The sequence below is a fragment of the Pseudonocardia alni genome, assembly GCF_002813375.1.
In the GTDB taxonomy this organism is placed as follows: domain Bacteria; phylum Actinomycetota; class Actinomycetes; order Mycobacteriales; family Pseudonocardiaceae; genus Pseudonocardia; species Pseudonocardia alni.
Genome location: NZ_PHUJ01000003.1, coordinates 4,830,979 through 4,851,723 on the forward strand (window position 1 = coordinate 4,830,979; position 20,745 = coordinate 4,851,723).

23 protein-coding genes are annotated in these 20,745 nt (G+C 72.5%); 13 read left to right on the forward strand and 10 right to left on the reverse strand.

The window, feature by feature from the left end:
* The first annotated feature begins 143 nt into the window (after positions 1 to 143).
* From rpsB to ATL51_RS23795, 5 genes are all read left to right on the forward strand, one after another.
* On the forward strand, positions 144 to 1,007 hold the full coding sequence (gene rpsB, locus ATL51_RS23775) for a 30S ribosomal protein S2 (protein WP_100879986.1): 864 nt from the start codon (positions 144 to 146) through the stop codon (positions 1,005 to 1,007).
* 94 nt (positions 1,008 to 1,101) lie between these two features.
* The gene (gene tsf / locus ATL51_RS23780; RefSeq protein WP_073578170.1) at positions 1,102 to 1,917 is read left to right on the forward strand and encodes a translation elongation factor Ts; all 816 of its coding nucleotides are present in this window, start codon (positions 1,102 to 1,104) and stop codon (positions 1,915 to 1,917) included.
* Between the two features lie 101 nt (positions 1,918 to 2,018).
* Positions 2,019 to 2,576, forward strand: a complete 558-nt coding sequence (frr, locus tag ATL51_RS23785) for a ribosome recycling factor (protein WP_020622047.1) — start codon at positions 2,019 to 2,021, stop codon at positions 2,574 to 2,576.
* 5 nt (positions 2,577 to 2,581) lie between these two features.
* Positions 2,582 to 3,508 (forward strand): phosphatidate cytidylyltransferase, encoded by a 927-nt coding sequence (locus tag ATL51_RS23790; protein ID WP_083659095.1) that lies wholly within the window; start codon positions 2,582 to 2,584, stop codon positions 3,506 to 3,508.
* A complete protein-coding gene (locus tag ATL51_RS23795; protein ID WP_100879987.1) occupies positions 3,505 to 4,257 on the forward strand; it encodes a class I SAM-dependent methyltransferase in 753 nt (250 codons plus the stop codon). The genes ATL51_RS23790 and ATL51_RS23795 overlap by 4 nt, the downstream gene beginning before the upstream one ends.
* 22 nt (positions 4,258 to 4,279) lie before the next feature.
* Here ATL51_RS23795 and ATL51_RS23800 read toward each other — a convergent pair whose 3' ends face one another.
* The gene (locus ATL51_RS23800; RefSeq protein ID WP_083659094.1) at positions 4,280 to 4,762 is read right to left on the reverse strand and encodes a Rieske (2Fe-2S) protein; all 483 of its coding nucleotides are present in this window, start codon (positions 4,760 to 4,762) and stop codon (positions 4,280 to 4,282) included.
* Positions 4,763 to 4,933: 171 nt separating this feature from the next.
* On the opposite strand from ATL51_RS23800, the gene ATL51_RS23805 reads away from it, so the two are divergent.
* Positions 4,934 to 5,512: a hypothetical protein gene (locus ATL51_RS23805; RefSeq protein WP_157818499.1), complete on the forward strand. Its 579-nt coding sequence runs from the start codon at positions 4,934 to 4,936 to the stop codon at positions 5,510 to 5,512.
* Positions 5,513 to 5,543: 31 nt separating this feature from the next.
* On the forward strand, positions 5,544 to 6,653 hold the full coding sequence (gene rlmN / locus ATL51_RS23810) for a 23S rRNA (adenine(2503)-C(2))-methyltransferase RlmN (protein ID WP_100879989.1): 1,110 nt from the start codon (positions 5,544 to 5,546) through the stop codon (positions 6,651 to 6,653).
* 87 nt (positions 6,654 to 6,740) lie between these two features.
* On the opposite strand, the gene ATL51_RS23815 is transcribed toward rlmN, so the two are convergent.
* From ATL51_RS23815 to ATL51_RS23830, 4 genes are read right to left on the reverse strand one after another with little or no spacing between them, the layout of a single operon-like run.
* Positions 6,741 to 7,865, reverse strand: coding sequence for an ABC transporter ATP-binding protein (locus ATL51_RS23815; protein WP_073578167.1), 1,125 nt, complete (start codon positions 7,863 to 7,865; stop codon positions 6,741 to 6,743).
* Positions 7,866 to 7,895: 30 nt separating this feature from the next.
* Positions 7,896 to 8,762 carry a carbohydrate ABC transporter permease gene (locus ATL51_RS23820; RefSeq protein WP_073578166.1) on the reverse strand — a complete coding sequence of 289 codons (867 nt, stop codon included), beginning with the start codon at positions 8,760 to 8,762 and terminating at the stop codon, positions 7,896 to 7,898.
* The gene (locus ATL51_RS23825; RefSeq protein ID WP_208623058.1) at positions 8,762 to 9,700 is read right to left on the reverse strand and encodes a carbohydrate ABC transporter permease; all 939 of its coding nucleotides are present in this window, start codon (positions 9,698 to 9,700) and stop codon (positions 8,762 to 8,764) included. Before ATL51_RS23825 ends, ATL51_RS23820 begins: the two co-directional genes overlap by 1 nt.
* Positions 9,697 to 11,094, reverse strand: coding sequence for an ABC transporter substrate-binding protein (locus tag ATL51_RS23830; RefSeq protein ID WP_301549166.1), 1,398 nt, complete (start codon positions 11,092 to 11,094; stop codon positions 9,697 to 9,699). The genes ATL51_RS23825 and ATL51_RS23830 overlap by 4 nt, the downstream gene beginning before the upstream one ends.
* A 159-nt stretch (positions 11,095 to 11,253) precedes the next feature.
* Between ATL51_RS23830 and ATL51_RS23835 the strand changes: the two genes are divergently transcribed.
* The gene (locus ATL51_RS23835; RefSeq protein ID WP_301549167.1) at positions 11,254 to 12,246 is read left to right on the forward strand and encodes a LacI family DNA-binding transcriptional regulator; all 993 of its coding nucleotides are present in this window, start codon (positions 11,254 to 11,256) and stop codon (positions 12,244 to 12,246) included.
* A gap of 58 nt (positions 12,247 to 12,304) precedes the next feature.
* Here ATL51_RS23835 and ATL51_RS23840 read toward each other — a convergent pair whose 3' ends face one another.
* Together ATL51_RS23840 and ATL51_RS23845 are read right to left on the reverse strand one after the other, a co-directional pair.
* Positions 12,305 to 13,171 carry a type IV toxin-antitoxin system AbiEi family antitoxin domain-containing protein gene (locus ATL51_RS23840; protein ID WP_157818500.1) on the reverse strand — a complete coding sequence of 289 codons (867 nt, stop codon included), beginning with the start codon at positions 13,169 to 13,171 and terminating at the stop codon, positions 12,305 to 12,307.
* A 125-nt stretch (positions 13,172 to 13,296) separates the two neighbouring features.
* Entirely contained in the window at positions 13,297 to 14,361 is a 1,065-nt protein-coding gene (locus tag ATL51_RS23845) for an ATP-dependent DNA ligase (RefSeq protein ID WP_100879992.1), read from the reverse strand.
* 89 nt (positions 14,362 to 14,450) lie between these two features.
* On the opposite strand from ATL51_RS23845, the gene mug reads away from it, so the two are divergent.
* A complete protein-coding gene (gene mug, locus ATL51_RS23850; RefSeq protein WP_100879993.1) occupies positions 14,451 to 15,035 on the forward strand; it encodes a G/U mismatch-specific DNA glycosylase in 585 nt (194 codons plus the stop codon).
* Here mug and ATL51_RS28450 read toward each other — a convergent pair.
* Genes ATL51_RS28450 through ATL51_RS23860 form a run of 3 tightly spaced genes read right to left on the reverse strand, consistent with a single transcriptional unit; the run spans position 15,032 to position 16,497 of the window.
* Positions 15,032 to 15,208, reverse strand: a complete 177-nt coding sequence (locus ATL51_RS28450; RefSeq protein WP_157818501.1) for a hypothetical protein — start codon at positions 15,206 to 15,208, stop codon at positions 15,032 to 15,034. The genes mug and ATL51_RS28450 overlap by 4 nt on opposite strands.
* 11 nt (positions 15,209 to 15,219) lie before the next feature.
* Positions 15,220 to 16,200 (reverse strand): non-homologous end-joining DNA ligase, encoded by a 981-nt coding sequence (gene ligD / locus ATL51_RS23855; protein WP_100879994.1) that lies wholly within the window; start codon positions 16,198 to 16,200, stop codon positions 15,220 to 15,222.
* 9 nt (positions 16,201 to 16,209) lie between these two features.
* On the reverse strand, positions 16,210 to 16,497 hold the full coding sequence (locus tag ATL51_RS23860; protein WP_157818502.1) for a DUF2631 domain-containing protein: 288 nt from the start codon (positions 16,495 to 16,497) through the stop codon (positions 16,210 to 16,212).
* A gap of 73 nt (positions 16,498 to 16,570) precedes the next feature.
* On the opposite strand from ATL51_RS23860, the gene dxr reads away from it, so the two are divergent.
* From dxr to ispG, 4 genes are read left to right on the forward strand one after another with little or no spacing between them, the layout of a single operon-like run.
* On the forward strand, positions 16,571 to 17,716 hold the full coding sequence (gene dxr, locus ATL51_RS23865) for a 1-deoxy-D-xylulose-5-phosphate reductoisomerase (RefSeq protein WP_100879995.1): 1,146 nt from the start codon (positions 16,571 to 16,573) through the stop codon (positions 17,714 to 17,716).
* A complete protein-coding gene (locus tag ATL51_RS23870) occupies positions 17,713 to 19,032 on the forward strand; it encodes a M50 family metallopeptidase (protein ID WP_100879996.1) in 1,320 nt (439 codons plus the stop codon). The genes dxr and ATL51_RS23870 overlap by 4 nt, the downstream gene beginning before the upstream one ends.
* On the forward strand, positions 19,029 to 19,520 hold the full coding sequence (locus tag ATL51_RS23875) for a phosphatase domain-containing protein (protein WP_073578157.1): 492 nt from the start codon (positions 19,029 to 19,031) through the stop codon (positions 19,518 to 19,520). The genes ATL51_RS23870 and ATL51_RS23875 overlap by 4 nt, the downstream gene beginning before the upstream one ends.
* Before the next feature lie 55 nt (positions 19,521 to 19,575).
* Positions 19,576 to 20,733 carry a flavodoxin-dependent (E)-4-hydroxy-3-methylbut-2-enyl-diphosphate synthase gene (gene ispG, locus ATL51_RS23880; protein ID WP_208623059.1) on the forward strand — a complete coding sequence of 386 codons (1,158 nt, stop codon included), beginning with the start codon at positions 19,576 to 19,578 and terminating at the stop codon, positions 20,731 to 20,733.
* The last annotated feature ends 12 nt before the right edge of the window (positions 20,734 to 20,745 follow it).

Genomic DNA, 20,745 nt, shown 5'->3' on the forward strand with positions numbered 1-20,745 from the left:
CCTGCCATCTGACGTCGCACGCACGTGCGACCCGGGGGGCGGGTCCGGCTCCGCCGCGGGCGCCAGGGTGGTCCGCCGACCGGTGGGCCCACGAACCGCCTGCGCGGCATCCGCCGCGCCCGACCGAGAGGTGAACGCAGGCCATGGCCGTCGTCACCATGAAGCAGCTGCTCGACAGCGGCGTGCACTTCGGGCACCAGACCCGTCGCTGGAACCCGAAGATGAAGCGCTACATCCTCACCGAGCGCAACGGCATCTACATCATCGACCTCCAGCAGACGCTGTCGTACATCGACCGCGCCTACGAGTTCGTGCGCGAGACCGTCGCGCACGGTGGGACGATCATGTTCGTCGGCACCAAGAAGCAGGCCCAGGAGGCCATCGCCGAAGAGGCGGGCCGGGTCAACATGCCGTACGTGAACCAGCGCTGGCTGGGTGGCATGCTCACCAACTTCCAGACCGTCCACCGTCGCCTGCAGCGCCTCAAGGAGCTCGAGGCGATGGAGCAGAACGGTGGCTTCGAGGGCCGCTCCAAGCGCGAGATCCTCACGCTGACCCGTGAGAAGGACAAGCTCGAGAAGACCCTCGGCGGTATTCGCGACATGTCCAAGGTCCCGTCCGCCGTCTGGATCGTGGACACCAAGAAGGAGCACATCGCCGTCGGCGAGGCCCGGAAGCTCAAGATCCCGGTCGTCTCCATCCTGGACACCAACTGCGACCCGGACGAGGTCGACTTCCCGATCCCGGGCAACGACGACGCGATCCGCTCGGCCGCGCTGCTGACCAAGGTCATCGCCAAGGCCGCCGCCGACGGACTGGTCTCCCGTGGCCAGCGCCGGGGCGAGGGCGGCGAGGCCGCCACGGAGCAGCCGCTCCCGGAGTGGGAGCAGGACGTCCTGGCGGGCAACGAGGTCGGCTCCGACGGTGCCAGCCTCTCCGCCGCCGGTGGCGACGGTGCGGCGGCCGCGACCGCCCCCGCGTCCACCAGCAACGGCACCCAGAACTGAGTGCGCGCACCCGGCGGGCCCGCACACCACGGGCCCGCCGGGTGCGACCCGGTGACCCCCTTCCCGTCACGACCCAGAGGACGAGAGACACCCGATGGCGAACTACACCGCCGCCGACGTCAAGCGGCTCCGTGAGCTCACCGGCTCCGGGATGATGGACTGCAAGAAGGCGCTCGAGGAGTCCGACGGCGACTTCGACAAGGCCGTCGAGCTGCTCCGCATCAAGGGCGCGAAGGACGTCGGCAAGCGCGCCGAGCGCGCCACCGCCAACGGCCTGGTCGTCGCCGACGGCGGCACCCTGGTCGAGCTGGACTGCGAGACCGACTTCGTCGCCAAGTCCGACGACTTCATCGCGCTGGCCGAGAAGATCCTGGCCGCCGCGGTCGCCGAGAAGCCGGCCGACCTCGACGCGCTGCGCGAGACCAAGCTCGAGGACGGCACCGTGGGCGAGGCCGTGCAGGCCCTGTCCGCCCGCATCGGCGAGAAGTTCGAGCTGAAGCGCTACGCCCGGGTCGACGGCCAGGCGGCCGTCTACCTGCACAAGCGCGCCACCGACCTGCCCCCGCAGATCGGCGTCCTGCTCGCCTACGAGGGCGGCGACGCCGAGGCCGCCCGCGGTCTCGCGATGCAGGTCGCGGCGGCCCGGCCGGAGTACCTGACCCGCGAGCAGGTCCCCGCCGAGATCGTCGAGAACGAGAAGAAGATCGCGGAGGCGACCGCCCGCGAGGAGGGCAAGCCCGAGCAGGTCCTGCCCCGCATCGTCGAGGGCCGGGTCAACGGCTACTACAAGGACGTCGTGCTCCTGGAGCAGGCCTCCGTCGTCGACCCGAAGAAGTCGGTCAAGGCCGTCGCCGACGAGGCGGGTCTGACCATCAACGACTTCGTGCGCTTCGAGGTCGGCCAGAACTGATCCGTCCCACCCCCGCCCGGGTGGTGCTCCGCGCACCGCCCGGGCGGAGGGTGAGAGGATCGTGACCGCCAGCGAGTACGACCAGGCCGGGGGATGCAACCGTGATCGAGGAAACCCTCTTCGACGTCGAGGAGAAGATGGAGAAGGCCGTCACGGTCGCCCGTGACGATCTGGCGTCGGTGCGAACCGGCCGGGCCACTCCGAACATGTTCTCCCGGATCGTCGTGGACTACTACGGCGCGTGGACCCCGCTGAACCAGCTCGCCTCGGTGTCGATACCCGAGGCGCGGATGGCGGTCATCAAGCCCTACGACGCCAGCCAGCTCAAGCAGCTCGAGAAGGCGATCGCCGACTCGGACCTCGGGGTCAACCCGTCCAACGACGGTCAGATCATCCGCGTGATCATCCCGCAGCTCTCCGAGGAGCGGCGCCGGGACATGGTCAAGGTCGCCCGCGGCAAGGGCGAGGACGCGCGCGTCGTGCTCCGCGGCCTGCGCCGCAAGGCGATGGACGAGCTGCACCGCATCCAGCGTGACGGTGAGGCCGGCGAGGACGAGGTCGCCCGCGCCGAGAAGGAGCTGCAGGGCGTCACGGACCGCTACGTCGCGCAGATCGACGAGCTGGTCAAGAACAAGGAATCCGAGCTCCTCGAGGTCTGAGCCCGGTGCCCTCCTCCTCCGACGCCGCCGTCCCCGTGACCTCCGACCTCCCCGGTGACGGTCCGGCCGGCGTGCCGGTCGAGCCGAAGCCGGTCCGTGGGCAGAGGGGCTACAAGCGCTCCCGGATCGGGCGCAACCTGGTGGCCGCGATCGCCGTCGGCGTCGGGCTCGGCGTCGTCATCCTGGTGAGCCTGCTGATCGAGCGGCAGGGCTTCGTGCTGGTCCTGGCCGGCGTCACCGCGGTCGGCACCTGGGAACTCGCGGGTGCGCTGCGTCGCGGCGCCGACATCCGGGTGTCGCTGCCCGTCCTGCTGGTCGGCGGCCAGGCCGTCGTCTGGCTGTCCTGGCCGTTCGGCCTGCGGGGCGCCGCGATCGCCCTCGCCGCGACCGTGCTGGGCTGCCTGCTGTGGCGGATGCGCAGCGGCGCCGCCCACTTCGTGCGCGACATCAGCGCGTCGCTGTTCGTGGCCGTCTACGTCCCGCTGCTCGTGGCCTTCGCCGTGCAGTTGACCGTCGCCCCGGACGGCGTGGGCCGGGTCCTCACATTCCTGCTCTGCGTGGTCGCCTCCGACGTCGGCGGGTACGCGGCGGGCGTCGTCGCGGGCCGGCACCCGATGGCCCCCACGATCAGCCCGAAGAAGTCCTGGGAGGGCTTCGCGGGCTCGATGGTCGCCGGCATGCTCGTCGGCTCGCTCTGCGCCGCGCTGCTGCTCGGCACGGCCTGGTACTGGGGCTCGCTCGTCGGGGCGCTGCTGGTCGCCACCGCGACGCTGGGCGACCTCGTCGAGTCGCTGGTGAAGCGCGACATCGGCGTCAAGGACATGGGGCACCTGCTGCCCGGGCACGGCGGTCTGATGGACCGCCTGGACTCGCTGCTGCCGACCGCGTTCGTCGCCTGGGCGATCCTCGGGATCGTCGTCCCGATCGCGTGAAGCGCACCTACCAGGGGTTCGGCGGCCGGCCGAAACCCGGCCCGGCCATCCCCAGCCCGAACATCTGGAACTGGCCCGAGGTCTACGAGACCGAGAACCGCGCCCAGGACGCCGACGGCGAGCTCTGGGCCGCGCTGTGGGCCGAGACCGGCGGCTGGGCGGGGGCCGACGTCGTCGACGTCGGCTGCGGGGACGGCTTCCACCTGCCGCGTTTCGCCGGGCAGGCCGCCACCGTCACCGGTGTCGAGCCGCACCCGCCGCTGGTCGAACGGGCACGACGGCGGGTCGCCGGAGACGACCGCATCACCCTGCACACCGCGGGCGCCGAGCGGCTCCCGCTGCCCGACGCCTGCGCGGACCTGGTCCATGCGCGCACCGCGTACTTCTTCGGGCCGGGCTGTGAACCGGGGCTCGCCGAGGCCGAGCGGGTACTGCGCCCGGGCGGGGTGCTCGCCGTCGTCGACCTGGATTTCACGGTGCGGCCGTACGGGACGTGGCTGCGTGCCGACCTGCCCCGCTACGACCCGCCCGCGGTCGACCGGTTCTTCGCCGCCCACGGCTTCGCGCTGCGCCGGGTCGTCTCGACCTGGCGGTTCGACACCCGCGCGGACCTGGAGGAGGTTCTGCGCATCGAGTTCTCCGCCCGCACCGCGCGCCGGGCGATCGACGACGTCGCCGACCGCACCGTGCGCGTGGGCTACCGGCTCCACACCCGGCGCCGCGCCGACGGCCTCGTCCTGCCGCCCTGAGCCCGCGGCGCCGGGAGCGGCCTCAGGCCAGGGTGATCGACCCGTCCGCGACGGTGACCTGCCGCGGGTCGAGCGGCCGCTGGGCCGGCCCGTCGACGACGGCGCCGTCGAGGGAGAAGCGGCTGTTGTGGCACGGGCAGACGATCTGGCCGTCGGTGACCTGGCTGACGGTGCAGCCCTGGTGCGGGCAGATCGCGGACAGCCCGGTGAACGTCCCCTGCTGCGGCTGGGTGACGACGACCTGCGCGTCGGCGTAGATCGCGCCGCCGCCGACCGGCACCGCGGACGCCGGGCCGAGGACGGTGCCGGGGGAGCCCTGCGGGGCGTCCCCGGTCTGGGCCTGCCCGCCGTTGTCGGTGGTGGTGGAACCGCCGCCACCGCAGGCGGCGACCGCGCCGATCGCGGCCACGCCGGCACCGGCGATCATCGCGCGGCGGCCGACGGCGGGCCCTCCGGCGCGCGGGGCGGGGTCGGGCTCGGTGGAGGACGTCGTGGGGAGGGTCATGGCTCTCCTGGGGGAGGCCGGGCGGGGCCCGGCGGTGTGGTGGTGGCGGCCCGGGGCTCGGGGACCCGGGCACGTGACGAGCCTCCCACGATGTGCGGTTCGAGGGAGGACGGGTGTGTCGTTCCGCCACACCCGCGCCGTGTCCCAGGCCGCTCTCGCTACCGTGGATGCATGCCGTACACGATGCGCCAGCCGTCGCTGGGCGTTCCCGTGCCGAGCCTGGAGATCGTCCTGGGCCTGTTGGCCTGGGTGGTCGGTGCGGGCGGTCTCGGGAACGGGTTCGCCACCGTCCTCGTCGCGCTCGGGATCTTCCTGACCGCGTACCTGTGGATCGTGCGCCGGCGCAACGCGGCGATGGCGGTGACCCTGCACCCCGAGCGGAAGCGGCGGATGCAGCGGCTGATCGTGATCGGCGTGGCCGGGGTCGTGCTGCTGCCGTCGTTGCTGTCCCTGGTCGACTACGGCGAGCTGGCCACCGCCCTGTCCGCCGCCCTCGTCGGGGTACTGCTGATCCAGGCGTCCACCGTGCTGGAGGAGCGCAGCCTCGTCGCGACCGGCGGCCTGGTGCTGCTCGTCGCCGCGTTCGGCGCCTTCCTGGCCCTGACCTACCAAGGGCAGGGGACCGGATCCGCCGTGCCGGTGACCGGGCTCTGCGCCGGGATCGTGCTGTGGGTCGCGGCCGCGCGCAGGCTCGGGATCCTGGAGGACCTCTCCCGGCGCTACAACGTGCGCATCCCCGGGATCCGCTGACCCGCGGCCGGGCTGGCACACTGGAGGTGCCATGTCCAGCCTCCCGCTCGTCTTCGACGCACCCCGCCGCGGTACTCCGCCCCGCCACCTCGCCGACGTCGACCCGGCCGACCGTGCCGCCGTCGCGCAGGAGCTCGGCGTACCGCGGTTCCGCCTCGACCAGTTGGCCCGCCACTGGTTCGGTCGTCTCACCGACGACCTCGACACCATGAGCGACCTCGGCGGTGACGTCCGGGAGAAGCTGCGCCCGCTGCTCCCGCCGCTGGTCACGCCGCTGACCGAGAAGGCCTGCGACGGCGGCGCCACCCGCAAGACGCTGTGGCGCGGCCACGACGGCGTGCTCGCCGAGAGCGTGCTGATGCGCTACCCGGACCGGGCGACGGTCTGCATCTCCAGCCAGGCCGGCTGCGGGATGGCCTGCCCGTTCTGCGCCACCGGCCAGGGCGGCCTGCAGCGCAACCTGTCGACCGCCGAGATCGTCGACCAGGTCCGCCGCGCCGCCGCCCAGGCCCGCGACGGCGTGCTGGACGACCCGACCCGGCTGTCGAACGTCGTGTTCATGGGGATGGGCGAGCCGCTCGCCAACTACAAGCGGGTCGTCGCCGCCGTCCGCCGGATCACCGAGCCGGCCCCGGACGGGCTGGGCATCTCCGCGCGCGGGGTCACCGTGTCCACCGTCGGGCTCGTCCCGGCGATCGACCGGCTCCGCGCGGAGGGGATCCCGGTCACCCTGGCCATCTCGCTGCACTGCCCGGACGACGAGCTGCGCGACACCCTCGTACCGGTCAACAACCGGTGGAAGGTGGCCGAGGTCCTCGATGCGGGCCGCCGCTACGCGACCACGACCGGCCGCCGCGTCTCCATCGAGTACGCGCTGATCCGCGACGTGAACGACCAGCCGTGGCGCGCCGACATGCTGGCGAAGGTCCTGCGGCAGCACATCGGCACGTCCCGGGTGCACGTCAACCTCATCCCGCTGAACCCGACGCCGGGCAGCGAGTGGGACGCCTCGCCGAAACCCGTCGAGGAGGAGTTCGTGCGCCGGGTGCGCGCGGCCGGCGTCGCCTGCACCGTCCGCGACACCCGCGGCCAGGAGATCGACGCGGCCTGCGGACAGCTCGCCGCGTCGCATCCGGGCTGACCCGCCCGGCGACCCCCTCGGCAGCTCGCCGCGTCGCGTCCGGGCCGACCCGCCCGGCGACCCCCTCGCGTCGCCGGGCGGACCAGCTCAGAGCCGGTCGCCGCTCTCCGGGTGGAACAGGTGCAGCCCCTCGGCCGACGGCGTCAGTGCGACCCGGTCCCCGCGCCGCGCCCCGGTGCGCCCCGCGGTCCGCACGACGACGGCGTCGTCGCGCGAGCCGGTGAGCGACGCCGTCGCCGACAGGTCGCCGGAGGACTCGGCCAGGGTGCCGTAGAGGTAGGCGTCGGACCCGAGCTCCTCGACGACGTCGACCCGGGCCGGGATGCCCTCGCCGCCGTCGGGGGAGACCGTCCACTGCTCGGGACGGATGCCCAGGGTCACCTCGGTGAGCTGGTGCGCCCCGATCGTCGACCGGACGTCCTGGGGCAGCGCGACCTCCCGCCCGGCGAGGGTCACCCCGCGCTCGGTCACCTTCGCGGTGAACAGGTTCATCGCCGGCGAACCGATGAACCCGGCGACGAACGCGTTCTGCGGCCGGTCGTACAGGTCGGCCGGGCTGGCGAACTGCTGCAGCTTCCCGTCGGCGAGCAGCGCGACGCGGTCGCCCATCGTCATGGCCTCGACCTGGTCGTGGGTGACGTAGACGGTGGTGACGCCCAGACGTCGCTGCAGTGCCGCGATCTCGGTGCGGGTCTGCACCCGCATCTTCGCGTCGAGGTTCGACAGCGGCTCGTCCATCAGGAAGACCCGCGGCTCGCGCACGATCGCCCGGCCCATCGCGACGCGCTGACGCTGGCCGCCGGACAGGGCGCGCGGCTTGCGGTCGAGGTAGTCGGTCAGGCCGAGGATCTCGGCGGCCTCCTTGACCTTGACCGCCCGCTCGGCCTTGTCGATCCCGGCCATCTTCAGCGGGAACGCCATGTTCTCCCCGACGGTCTTGTTCGGGTAGAGCGCGTAGTTCTGGAACACCATGGCGATGTCCCGGTCGCGGGAGGCGACCCCGACCATGTTCTCGCCGTCGATCCGGATCGAGCCGCTGTCGATCTCCTCGAGGCCCGCGAGCATCCGCAGCGCCGTCGACTTGCCCGATCCGGACGGCCCGACGAGCACGACGAACTCGCCGTCCTCGATCGTCAGGTCCAGCCGGTCGACGGCCGGCTTGGCTCCGGGGGTGTAGATCCGAGATGCCTGGTCGAACACCACGTCAGCCACGGCGGGCTCCCATCCTGTCCACGAACACGATCACTTGACGGCCCCGAAGGACAGGCCCTGGACCAGCTTGTTCTGGGCGATCCAGCCGGCGATGACGACCGGTAGCGCGGCCACGGTGGCCGCCGCGCAGAGACTGGCGAAGTACAGGCCCTCGGAGGTGATGAACCCGACGAGGTACACGGGCACGGTCGCGGCCCGCGAGGCGGTCAGGTTCACCGCGAAGAAGAACTCGTTCCAGGCGAAGATCATGCAGATCAACGCGGTGGCGGCCATGCCGGGCGAGATGATCGGCAGTACGACCTCGCGCAGCGAGCGCCACAGCGACGCCCCGTCCATGCTCGCGGCCTCCAGGAGTTCCTTGGGGACCTCCAGGAAGAACGACCGCATCATCCACACCGCGATCGGCAGGTTCATCGCCGTGTAGAGCACGACGAGCGTCCAGATGTTGTCCAGGGCGCCCAGGTAGTTCACGACGACGTAGATCGGCACGATCGCCGCGACGACCGGCAACATCTTGGTCGAGATGAAGAAGAACAGCACGTCCTGGGTCTTCTTCACCGGCCGCAGCGACAGCGCGAACGCGGCCGGGGTGCCCAGCAGGAGCACCAGGACCGTCGAGGCGACCGTCGCGAACAGCGAGTTGAGCAGGTAGGGCCCGACCCCGCCGCCGAACACCTCGGCGAAGTTGTCGAACGTGGGGACGAAGAACACCGTCGGCGGGATCGTGACGGCTTGCGCCTCGGTCTTGAAGGCGGTCATCACCATCCACAGCACGGGGAAGAAGAACCCGAGCCCGACGATCCAGGCCAGCACGCTCAGCAGCGGCCCGGCCCCGCGCGGGGCCTTCCGCGGCGTCGTCGTCGCGGGGGTGGAGGTCCGTTCGGCGACTGCGGTCATCACGCCTCCTCGGCGGCGGAGAAGCTGCGGAAGATCAGGCGCAGCGCCAGGGTGGCGACGATGATCGTCGCCACCACGGTGACCACGCCCATCGCGGCGGACTCGCCGATGTCGAAGCCCAGGAACGCCCGCTGGTAGATGTAGAACGGCAGGTTCGCCGACGCCGTACCCGGACCGCCCTGGGTCATCATGTAGATCGTGTCGAACGTGTTGACCAGGTAGATCGCGCCGAGCACGACACCGAGCTCGATGAACCGCTGCAGGTGCGGCAGCGTCACCTCGCGGAACACCGCGAACCCGGTCGCCCCGTCCATCCGGGCGGCCTCGAGGACCTCCTGCGGCTGGGAGCCGAGCCCGGCGAGGATCAGCAGCATCATGAACGGCGTCCACTGCCACACCAGCGCGACGATCACCGCGGCCCGCGGGAAGGTGGACACCCAGTCGGTCTGCCCGGCGCCGAACGGCGAGAGCAGGAAGTTCACCAAGCCGTAGGTGGGGTCGAACAGCACCGACTTCCACAGCAGCGCACCGGCGACCGGGGTGATCAGGAACGGCGTGATGATCAGCGTCCGGACGATGCCGCGGCCGACGAACGCGCGGTTGAGCAGCAGCGCGATCAGCAGCCCGAGCACCATCGCGATCGCGACCGCGCCCAGGGTGAGCAGGATCGAGTTCAGCGCGACGCCGCGGAACTGCGAGTCGGTGAACACCGTCGCGTAGTTCTCCAGCCCGACGAAGCGCTGGCTGCCGGGGCGCACCAGGTTCCAGGACTGCAGCGAGTACCAGATCGTCACCAGGAACGGGAGCTGCGTGACGATGATCGTGAAGATCAGCGCGGGCAGCAGCGGTGCCCGGCGGATCCAGCCGTCGCGACGCTCCCCGGCCGGTGAGGTCTGCCGTTCCGGTGCCGCCTGCGGTGGTGCCTCTGTGGTCGTCACCGGTCGCCCCCGCTCTGCTGGTAGGACTCGCCGACGGTCTCGGCGTACTGCTGGGCCTGGTCGAGGGCCTCGTCAGCGGTCTGCTGCCCGGCGATGGCCGCGGAGATCTGCTGGCTGACCCGGGTCCCCAGGTCCTGGAACTCGGGGATCCCGACGAACTGCAGCCCGGTGTACGGGACGGGGTCGCGGGTCGGCCGGTCCTGGTTCGCGGCGTTGATCGCCGCGATGGTCTGCGGCGCGTAGGCCTGCGAGGCGGCGACGTACTCGGGGATCTCGTAGGTCGACTGGCGTGCGCCCGGCGGGACGGAGGTCCAGCCGAGTTCCTCGCCGACCATCTTCTGGTACGGCTTCGAGGTCATCCAGGACAGGAACTTCCAGGTCGCCTCGACCTGCTCCGGGCTCTTGTCCGCGGTGGTGCGGGGGATGGCCAGCGCCCAGGAGTACAGCCAGCCCGAGGACAGCCCGTCGACGCCGGTGGGTGCCGGGGCGTAGCCGACCTTCCCGACGACGTTGGACTCGTCCGGGTTCTCCAGCAGGCCCGCGGCGACGGTGGCGTCGAACCACATCGCGGTGTTGCCCTGGCTGAACTGGTTGCCGCACTCGGAGAAGCCGGAGCCCGCGGCACCGGCCTGGCCGTCGCGGCGGACCAGGTCGACGTAGAAGTTGACCGCCTTGCGCACCTCGGGCGAGGTCAGCTGGGCGTTCCAGTCCTGGTCGAACCAGCGGCCGCCGTAGGAGTTGATCATCGCGTCGACCGGGGCCATGACCTCGCCCCAGCCGGGCTTGCCGCGCAGGCAGATGCCGCCGCGGCCCTGTTCGCGGTCGGTGAGACGGTCGGCGAACTGCGCCACCTGGTCCCAGGTCGGCTTCGCGGGCATGGTCAGGCCTGCCTGCTCGAACAGGTCCTTGCGGTACATCAGGAACGCCGACTCGCCGTAGAACGGCACCGAGTACATGTGTCCGTCCGGGCCGGAGAGCGCGCCGCGGATGGTCGGGGTGAAGTCGTCCCGGTCGTAGCCGGGAGTGGCGTCCATCAGCGGGTCGAGGTCGACCAGCCAGCCGTTGCGGGCCCACTGCGGGGTCTCGTAGTTCGAGATCATCACCGCGTCGAACTCGTCGCCGCCGGTGGCGACCGATGCGGTGATCTTGGCGCGGGCCTCGTTCTCCGACAGGCTCACGAAGCGCACGGTGATGCCGGGGTTCTCGGCCTCGAACCGCGGGCTCAGTTCGATCGCGTCCTCCATCTGCGGGTTGGACACGATCGCGATCGTCACGATCCGCGTACCCTCGGGCAGGCCGAACGTGCCGGCACCGGCGCAGCCGGTGAGGGCGAGACCGATGACCGCCAGCAGTGCGGTGAGGACGGCGGGACGCGACCTGGTTCTCGGGCGCACGGACACTCTCCTCGTCGTCGAGGGCTCCGACGGGTGTGCAACGGTGTGGTCCGGGACACGTCCGTCCAGTATGACCGGTGCACGGTATGCGTGGAGCAACCGCTTGCGCAACCGGTTGCCTGTACGCTGTCGCCAACCCGTGACCCGCCTCGGAGGTGCGTGATCGCGACCATGGCCGAGGTCGCCCGGCTCGCCGGGGTCTCCACCGCGACCGTGTCCCACGTCCTGAACGGCACCCGGCCCGTTCGGGAGACCACCCGCGAGCAGGTGCTGGCGGCGATGGCGCAGGTGCACTACACGCCCAACGCCGCCGCACGCTCGCTCGCGACCGCGCGCACCCGGACCGTCGGGCTCGCGCTGTCGGCGATCTCCAACCCGTACCTGGGCGAGCTGCTGCACGCGATCGAGGACGAGTCCGCCGCGGCCGGGCACACCCTGCTGCTCGCCGACCCGCACGACGACCCGGGCTACGAGGCGACGGCCGTCGCGCAGCTCCGTAGCCGGGTGGACGGCGTGCTGTTCGCCCCCTCGGGGGGGTCCACCGCGACCCTGGAGGCGCTCGCCGCGCAGAACGTGCCGACGGTACTGGTCGACCGGATGCTGGACGGGCGGCTGGACGAGGTCGGCTCGGAGAACGTGGAGCCCGTGGCGGGGCTGGTGACCCACCTCGGCGGGGCGGGGCACGACCGGATCGGCTTCGTGATGGGCCTCCCCGGTTTGTCGACGACCGTCGAGCGGCTGGAGGGCTACCGCCTCGGGATGCGCCGGGCCGGCCTCCCGCCAGGACCGGTGGTGGAGGGGCGTTCGGACAGCGAGCCCGCCCGCGTCGCGGTGCGCGAACTGCTGGCCTCGCCCGGACGGCCTGCCGCACTGGTCACGGGCAACAACGCGATGACGATCGGCGCCGTCCAGGCGGCCCACGACCTGGGGCTGAGCATCCCCGGGGACCTGGCGCTGGCCGCGTTCGACGACTTCCCGTGGGCCGACGCGTTCAGCCCGCGCCTGACCGTCGTCGCGCAGCCCTTCGCCGAGATCGGCCGGGAGGCGGTCCGGCTGCTGCTGCGGCGCATGGCAGAGCCCGACGCGGAACGGCGCTCGCTGCGGCTGCCGACGACCTTCGTGCACCGGGAGTCCTGCGGCTGCCGACCATGATCCTTCACTGCGGAGCGTGCGATGTCCCGCAAGGTGCCCCGGGCTCCACGGAGAAGGATCACCGCAGCGCCGCCGACCGGATCCGGCCCACCGTGTCGCCCGGCCGGTCCCGGACGTCCTGCCAGGTGAACCGCAGCACCGTCCACCCCGCGGCGACCAGTGCGTTCTGCTTGCGCCGGTCGGCCCGGAAGCGGGCCGGGTCCGAGTGGAACGCCCAGCCGTCGATCTCCACCGCGAGCCGTTCCGCCACGAACGCGACGTCCACCCGCCACGGACCGAAGGGCCACCCGAGGACGAACCCGGTGAGCCCCGCCCGTCGCAGGTGCGCGACGAGGCGCCGCTCGGCCCGCGAGTCGGCCCGGTCGGCGGCCTCGACGACGAGCTCGCGGGCCCGGGCCCAGCCGTGGGCGCCGACCCCGCGCTGGAACGCGGCGAGCAGCTCGGGGAAGGGCAACCCCCGCTGCAGCACCCGGTCGAGGAAGGTGGTGCCGTCGGTGAGGGCGACGGCCGTCTCCAGCGCGGTCAGGGCCGGTGCCGTGACGGCGACACCGCGCCGTTCCGTGCGGTCCGCCGCGTCCAGGGTGCGCCGGCGGACCCGGATCCCGTCCGGTGGTGTGCGCCGCGCGGGCGCGGGCACGGTCACCCCCACGACCGGGAACGCGGTGGTGGGCACCGACATCCGGTGCAGGAACGCCGCTGCGGGCCCGTCGACGACGGCGCCCGGCCCGGCCCACAACGCGGCGGCCACCACCCGTCCCCATGCGGTGGGCCGGTGCGACGACGCCCGGTACACCCCCGGTGCGACGATCACCAGGGCGCCGCGGCTGACCCGGGCGCGCAATGCCCTCGCCGAGATCCCGCACGCCAGCGCCTGCCCCCGGGAGAACACCCCGTCCTGGCCGCGCAGCACCGTGTCCAGGTCCATGCGGCGCACCCTGGCCGGGAGCCGCGCGCGCCACGGGCGAACGCGGGGGCGCCGTTCGCAGTCGTGATCCTTCTCCGCGGAGTCCGGGGCCCCCCGCAGGGCGGTGCGGGTTCCACGGAGAAGGATCACCCGCGCCCGGCGAGCACCTCCGCGAGGTCGAAGTTCACCGGGCGCTCCAGCTGCTCGTAGGTGCACGAGGCAGGATCGCGGTCCGGGCGCCACCGCACGAACTGGGTGGTGTGGCGGAACCGTGCGCCCTCCATGTAGTCGTAGCGGACCTCGACCACCCGCTCCGGGCGCAGCGGGACGAAGGACAGGTCCTTGCCGGCGTTCCACCGGCTCGTCTCGGACTTGCGCGGTGTCCGCTCGCCCTCCAGCTGCTTCGCCCAGGCCCACGGGTGGTCGTCGAAGTCGGTGACCAGCGGCTGCAGCTCGGTCATGAGCTCGCGGCGCCGCGCCATCGGGAACGCCCCGACGACCCCGACCGACACCAGTACCCCGCGGGCGTCGTGCAGGCCCAGCAGCAGCGACCCGACGGCGTCCGGGCCGGACTTGTGCACCCGGTAACCGGCGACGACGCAGTCCGCGGTCCGCTCGTGCTTCACCTTGGTCATGACGCGCTTGTCGGGCTGGTAAGTCCCGGCCGGGTCCTTCGCGATGAGCCCGTCGAGCCCGGCGCCCTCGAACTTCTCGAACCAGCGGCGTGCGGTGGCGGTGTCGTCGGTGACCGGGGTGAGGTGCACCGGCGGGGCGACGCCGGCGAACGCCTCCTCCAGCAGCGCGCGGCGCTCGGCGAACGGGCGCGCGGTGAGGTCGTCGTCGGCGAGCGCCAGCAGGTCGAAGGCCACGAACGACGCCGGCGTCTCGGTCGAGAGCAGCGTCACCCGGCTGGCCGCGGGGTGGATCCGCTGCTGGAGCGCCTCGAAGTCCAGTGCGTTCCCGGAGGCGACGACGAGCTCCCCGTCGACGACCGCGCGCGGGGGGAAGTGCGCCTTCACCGCCTCGACGACCTCGGGGAAGTAGCGGGTCATCGGCTTCTCGTTGCGGGAGCCGATCTCCACCTCGTCGCCGTCGCGGAAGACGATCGAGCGGAAGCCGTCCCACTTGGGCTCGTAGAGCCTGCCCTCGGGGATCGACGGGGCGGGCTTGGCCAGCATCGGCTTCACCGGGGGCATCACGGGCAGGTCCACGGCGGACGAGTCTCCTCCCGATCGTCGGCGCGAGCATCCCGGCTCGCCCGTCCGAGGGGAGACCGGCCGGGTGCGCCAGACTGATCGGTGTGGGACGACTGCCCGACCGGGAGGCGCTGGAGCGGGCGCGGGACGCGACGATCGACGACGTCCTGCCCGGGCCCGGCGACCCGCCGCTGCGGGTGCTGTTCTGCGGCATCAACCCCGGCCTGCTGTCGGCGGCGACCGGGCACCACTTCGCCCGCCCCGGCAACCGGTTCTGGCCGGTGCTGCACGGGGCCGGGTTCACCCCGCGCCTGCTGGCACCGGCCGAGCAGGGCGAGCTGGCGCGGCTCGGGCTCGGCATCACGAACATGGCGCCCCGGGCCACCGCGCGGGCCGACGAGCTGTCCGACGACGAGGTCGTCGCCGGCGGGGAGCGGCTGCGCGCGCTGGTCGCGGCGCGGGCGCCGGGGTGGCTGGCCGTCGTCGGGATCGGGGCCTACCGGACCGCGTTCGGGCGGCGCGACGCGGCGGTGGGGGAGCAGCCCGACCGGCTGGGGACGACCGGGATCTGGGTGCTGCCGAACCCCTCGGGGCTCAACGCGCACTGGTCGCGCGCGGCGATGGTCGCCGAGTTCGCGCGGCTGCGGGCCCGCGCCCGGGAGCAGGGGCCGGGCCAGGTGTACTGCTAGGACTCCGGGGTCGTCGCGCGCAGGAACAGCCCGAGCGCCAGGCCGACGGCGAGGAAGACCAGCAGCCACCACCACGTGCCGGACAGCACCCACACGGCGGACCCGACGGCGAGACCACCGCCGATCCCGTACCCGAGGCGGTTCAACCCGTCCTTACGTGGCCCGTCGTCCATGGGCGCCGAGCCTAGCGGCCGTCTCCGTCGAGATCGGGCAGATCGGGCGTCTCCGCACCGTCGCGCTCGTCGCGGTCGGCCCACTCCAGCAGCGGCTCGATGCCGAACACGGCCTCGTCGATGCCGGCGTGCAGGTCGCCCAGCTCGGCGTAGCGGGCCGGGACGGTGGCGATCGTGAAGTCCCGGGGCTCGCAGTCGTCGATCTCGTCCCAGGCCACCGGGGCCGACACCCGCGCGTCGGGGGTGCCGCGCACCGAGTAGGCGCAGGCGATCGTGTGGTCGCGGGCGTTCTGGTTGTAGTCGACGAAGACCGTCGCCGGGTCGCGGTCCTTGCGCCACCAGGACAGGTCGACGCGGTCGCAGCGACGCTCCACCTCGCGGGCGAACGCGTGCGCGGCGCGGCGGACGTCGGCGAACCCGTGGTCCGGCGGGATGCGCACGTAGACGTGCAGTCCGGAGCCGCCGGAGGTCTTCGGGAACCCGGTCGCGCCCAGCTCGTCGAGCACCTCGTGCACCACGCCGGCGACGCGGCGGACATCGGCCCAGGACGCGTCGGGCATCGGGTCCAGGTCGATGCGCCACTCGTCGGGGGACTCGACGTCGGCGGCGCGGGAGTTCCAGGGGTGGAACTCGACGGTGGACATCTGCACCGCCCAGACGACGTCGGCCGGGTGGGCGACGCACAGCTCGTCGGCGGTGCGGTTGTACCGCGGGAAGGTCACGCGGACGGTGCGGACCCAGTCGGGGGCGCCGCGCGGCAGCCGTTTCTGGTGCACCTTCTCCCCGGTGACACCGGTGGGGAAGCGGTGCAGCATGCACGGCCGGTCGCGCAGCGCGCGGACGACGCCGTCGCCGACGGCGGTGTAGTACGCGGCGAGGTCCCGCTTGGTCTCGCCCCGCTCCGGGAAGTAGACGCGGTCGGGGCTGGACAGCCGCACCACGCGGTCGCCGATCGTCAGCTCGACCGGCTCACCCGCACCGCGCGCGGCCACCCGACGGGGTCAGAGTCGGCGACGCCGCTGGTAGACCGGGAGCGCGACCGCACCGATCAGGCAGACGACGGCGGGCACGGCCGAGAAGAGGAACTCGGTCCAGCTGGTCGGGTGGCCGATCGTGAACAGCAGCAGCGCGATGCCGGCGACGGCGGCCGCGATCGGCAGACCCTTGGAGAAGTTCTGGTGCCAGCCCCAGTCGACCGACGGCTCGTCGGCCGGGTCGACCCCGGACGCAACCGCGATCTCGCGGGTCTTGCTGGTCGTTGCGCTGTGCGCCACTGCCTTGCTGGCCACCGTGTGTCCTCCTGCTCCGGCTCCGTGCGGGGTCATCGTCGCACAGCTCGCGGGCCGAGGATGATGTGCGGTGATGAAGTCACTCGTCGTGTTGGGCAGCACCGGGTCGATCGGCACCCAGGCCCTGGACGTGATCACCCGCGCCGGCGGGTTCACGGTGTCCGGGCTGGCCGCGGGCGGATCGGACGTGGACCTGCTGGTGTCCCAGGTCCGCACGCACCGCGTCGGGCGGGTCGCGGTCGCGTCCGCCGCGGCGGCGGTGCGGCTGCGGGAGGAGCTGCCCGGCGTCGAGGTGCTCGACGGCCCGGACGCCGCGACCGAGCTGGTCACCGCCTGCGGCGCCGACATCGTCCTGAACGGCATCACCGGCTCCCGCGGCCTCGGCCCGACCCTGGCCGCGCTCGCCACCGGTGCCCGGCTCGCGCTGGCGAACAAGGAGTCGCTGGTCGCGGGCGGCCCGCTGGTGTCCGCGGCGGCCGCGCCGGGGCAGATCGTGCCCGTGGACTCCGAGCACTCCGCGCTCGCGCAGTGCCTGCGCGGTGGACGGGAGTCCGAGGTCGACCGGCTGGTCCTCACCGCCTCGGGCGGCCCGTTCCGCGGCCGGTCGCGCGCGTCGATGCGGGACGTGACCGTCGAGCAGGCCCTGAAGCACCCGACCTGGGACATGGGCCCGGTCATCACGATCAACTCGGCGACGCTGGTGAACAAGGGCCTCGAGGTGATCGAGGCGCACCTGCTGTTCGGGGTGCCCTACGACCGCATCGACGTCACCGTGCACCCGCAGTCGATCGTGCACTCGATGGTCACCTTCACCGACGGCTCGACGATCGCCCAGGCGTCGCCGCCGGACATGCGGCTGCCCATCGCGCTGGCGCTCGGCTGGCCGGACCGGATCGCCGGCGCCTCGGCGCCGTGCCGCTGGGACACCGCGCAGAGCTGGACCTTCGAACCCCTCGACGACGACGCGTTCCCCGGCGTGCGGCTGGCCCGTGCCGCCGGCACCGCGGGCGGCTGCCTCCCGGCCGTGCTCAACGCCGCCAACGAGGAGCTGGTCGAGGCGTTCGTCGCGGGGACCATCGGCTACACCGGGATCACCGACCTGCTCGGCGAGGTGCTGGAGGCCGCCGACGCCTGGACGGGTGACCCGGCTACCGTGGACGACGTGCTGGCTGCGGAGGACTGGGCGCGGGCCCACGCGCGTGAGAAGGCGGCGTCGTGACCGTCGTCTGGACGATCGTGGGGATCGCGATCTTCTTCGTCGGGCTCCTGGTGTCGATCGCCTGGCACGAGCTCGGCCACTTCACCACGGCCCGCTGGTTCGGCATCAAGGTGCCGGAGTTCATGGTCGGCTTCGGCCGCACCCTCTGGTCGGTGCGCCGCGGCGAGACCGAGTACGGCATCAAGATGATCCCGCTGGGCGGCTACGTCCGGATGATCGGGATGCTGCCCCCCGCGAAGGGCGGGACGCTGGGCCGCAGCCGTCGCACCGGTCCCTTCCAGGGGCTGATGGACGACGCGCGGCGCCAGAGCCAGGCCGACGTGCTCCCGCAGGACGCGGACCGGCAGTTCTGGACCCGGTCGCCGTGGAAGCGGATCGTCGTCATGTTCGCCGGGCCGTTCATGAACCTGATCCTGGCGATCGCGCTGTTCTTCGTGACGTTCATGGGCGTCGGCATGGTCGCGCCGACCACCCAGATCGCCGCGCTCGAGGAGTGCGTGCTCCCGGCGGTGGCGGTGCAGGGCCAGGCCCCGGAGAAGTGCCCGGCCGGGGCGCCGCTGGCGCCCGCGCTGGCCGCGGGTGTCCAGCCCGACGACCGCATCGTCGAGGTCGGCGGGCAGCAGTTCGGGCCGGACGACGGCATGGCGGTGCAGGACGCGATCCGCGCGTCGTCGGGGCCGACCCCGATCGTCGTGGAGCGCGGCGACCGGCGGATCCCGCTGACCGTGGACGTCATCCCCAACACCCTGCCGGACCGGAACTCCTCGGACCCGCAGGCCACCGTGACCGCGGGCTACCTGGGGGTCCTGCTCAACACCAGCTACCAGCCGCTGACGGCGGGGGAGACCGTCGCGCAGATCGGCGACGGGGTGGCCCGCACCGCAGAGGCCGTCGTCGCGATCCCGGCGCGTATCCCGGCGCTGTTCGGCGCCGCTTTCCTCGGCGAGGAGCGCGGGCAGGACAGCCCGATGGGCGTCGTCGGCGTCTCCCGGATCGGCGGCGAGATCCTCGCTCAGCAGGACGTGCCCTGGCAGCAGGACGTGGCGTTGTTCCTGAACATGCTCGCCGCGGTGAACCTGTCGCTGTTCCTGCTCAACCTGCTCCCGGTCCCGCCGCTGGACGGCGGCCAGATCGTCCCGGCGATCTGGGAGGCGATCAAGCGCAACACAGCGAAGCTGCTCGGACGCCCCGACCCCGGGCCGGTCGACGCGGCCAAGCTCCTGCCCGTCGCCTACGTCTTCGTGATCGTCTTCCTGGGGTTCTCGGTCATGGTCGCGATCGCCGACATCGTCAACCCGGTGCGGCTGTTCGGGTGAGCGCAGCACCCGAGGGCGCACGCCCGCTGGCGGTCTTCGACATCGACGGCGTCCTCGCCGACGTCTCGCACCGGCTGCACTACCTCGACGTGCACCGGTGGGAGAAGTTCTTCGCCGCCGCGCACGCCGACCCGCTGCTCGACGAGGGCGCGGACCGGCTGCGCGCGGCCCAGGACGAGCACGACGTCGTCTACCTGACCGGCCGCCCCGAGCGGAACCGCAGGCTGACCGAGACCTGGCTGAGGGGCTTCGGCCTGCCGACCGGGCCGCTGTTCATGCGCCCCGACGACGACCACCGCCCCGCCCGCTACGTCAAGCGCGAGGTCCTGCGGCTGCTCGCCCGCGAGCGGGAGATCGCGATGATCCTCGACGACGACCCCGCCGTCGTGCGGGTGCTGACCGAGGACGGCTGGCCGGTGGAGCTGGCGACCTGGCTGCCGCACAGCTCGACGCTGCAGGACGCGCAGGAGAACCAGGGCCGCACGTAGTGCCCCTGCTCACCGGGTACGGCGGGTCCTGCGGCGCGGTGGGATAGTGGAGGTCGTGAGCGTCTCCCTGGGTATGCCGTCCGCGCCCGCGCCGACCCTGGCCCCGCGCCGCAGGACGCGGCAGCTGCAGGTCGGCCCGGTCGGTGTCGGATCCGACCACCCGATCTCCGTCCAGTCCATGACGACCACCCTGACCTCCGACGTCAACGCGACCCTCCAGCAGATCGCCGAGCTGACCGCGGCCGGCTGCGACATCGTGCGCGTCGCCTGCCCGTCCGCCGACGACGCCGAGGCCCTGCCCGCGATCGCGCAGAAGTCGCAGATCCCGGTGATCGCCGACATCCACTTCCAGCCCAAGTACGTGTTCGCCGCGATCGAGGCCGGCTGTGCCGCGGTGCGGGTGAACCCGGGCAACATCCGCAAGTTCGACGACCAGGTCAAGGAGATCGCGCAGGCCGCGAAGGACCACGGCACGCCGATCCGGATCGGGGTCAACGCGGGCTCGCTCGACAAGCGCCTGATGGAGAAGTACGGCAAGGCGACGCCCGAGGCGCTCGCCGAGTCGGCCATGTGGGAGGCGGGCCTGTTCGCCGAGCACGACTTCCACGACATCAAGATCTCGGTCAAGCACAACGACCCGGTCGTCATGGTGCGGGCCTACGAGCTGCTCGCCGAGCAGTGCGACTACCCGCTGCACCTGGGCGTCACCGAGGCCGGGCCCGCGTTCCAGGGCACGATCAAATCGGCCGTGGCGTTCGGGGCGCTGCTGCGCCAGGGCATCGGCGACACCATCCGGGTCTCGCTGTCCGCGCCGCCGGTCGAGGAGATCAAGGTCGGCCAGCAGATCCTGGAGTCGCTGAACCTGCGCCCGCGCAAGCTGGAGATCGTGTCCTGCCCGTCCTGCGGTCGCGCCCAGGTCGACGTCTACACCCTCGCCGACGAGGTCACCGCAGGTCTGACCGGCATGGAGGTCCCGCTGCGCGTGGCCGTCATGGGCTGCGTCGTCAACGGACCCGGCGAGGCCCGCGAGGCCGACCTCGGCGTCGCCTCCGGCAACGGCAAGGGCCAGATCTTCGTCAAGGGCGAGGTCATCAAGACCGTCCCCGAGCACAAGATCGTGGAGACGCTGATCGAGGAGGCCATGCGGCTCGCCGAGGAGATGGGCGAGAGCGTGGACGGTGCGACGGGTGAACCGCAGGTGACCGTCGGCTGAGCGAGTGCCGGT